This is a genomic window from Brachyspira catarrhinii, assembly GCF_005518285.1.
Taxonomy (GTDB): domain Bacteria; phylum Spirochaetota; class Brachyspiria; order Brachyspirales; family Brachyspiraceae; genus Brachyspira; species Brachyspira catarrhinii.
Genome location: NZ_SJDU01000693.1, coordinates 1 through 676 on the forward strand (window position 1 = coordinate 1; position 676 = coordinate 676).

Below are 676 nucleotides of genomic sequence, written 5' to 3' on the forward strand. Positions count from 1 at the left end.
GAGTGTTTCTTCAAGTTCTTTTATTTTTATGTCTTTACTTTTTAATTGAAATATGATAAAAAATACCATAAAAGCAATTAATGAAAAAAGCACAAAGACTAAAAAATACTTAGATTTAATAATCTCAAGCACTTTATTTTTAATGAAGTTTATTATAAAAGTTATAGCTACCGACATTTTATTACTACCTATTTTTGTATATACATTCTTTTATTTCTTCTATATCTTTTTGATTAATAGAATTATTTTCAATCTTTTTTTGTGTTTCTTTAATCATATCATAACGATTATTATTTCTTTTACTTTCTTTTGAATGATCATAATAATCAACTAAATAAGTAAAAGCACTGTATAAAAAATCTAATTCTTTTTCATCAGTAATAGTTTTTTGCTTATTATAAATAAAAAGCATACATTCTCTAATTGTCATTTGATTCCTTTTTTTCTTCCTTTACATTTCCGCCTTTTAATATTTTTAAGAACCCTCTTAAATCACTTCCAGAACTTGATAAATTAACACCCGCTAAAATTATAAAGAAAGCAATAGCTTCCTCTTTACTAGGTATTCTCCCACGATAAATATAAACTATACTAATCCATACAACTCCTAAAATAAAAGTTATTATGCTTGTATATATAGAAAGTTTTTTATTGGCATTATGCTTGTCTGTAAAAT

At 22.9% G+C, this 676-nt stretch carries 2 protein-coding genes; both read right to left on the minus strand.

From position 1 onward, the window contains the following. Nucleotides 1–184 precede the first annotated feature (184 nt). Nucleotides 185–430: a hypothetical protein gene (locus tag EZH24_RS13095; RefSeq protein WP_137999453.1), complete on the minus strand. Its 246-nt coding sequence runs from the start codon at nt 428–430 to the stop codon at nt 185–187. Continuing rightward, a partial coding sequence (locus tag EZH24_RS13100) for an endonuclease (RefSeq protein WP_137999454.1) occupies nt 420–676 on the minus strand: 257 nt, incomplete at its 5' end. The genes EZH24_RS13095 and EZH24_RS13100, both read right to left, overlap by 11 nt.

Excerpts from the sequence above, each read along its gene's own strand:
- EZH24_RS13095 (WP_137999453.1), bottom strand. The coding sequence starts at position 430 with ATGACAATTAGAGAATGTATGCTTTTTATTTATAATAAGCAAAAAACT.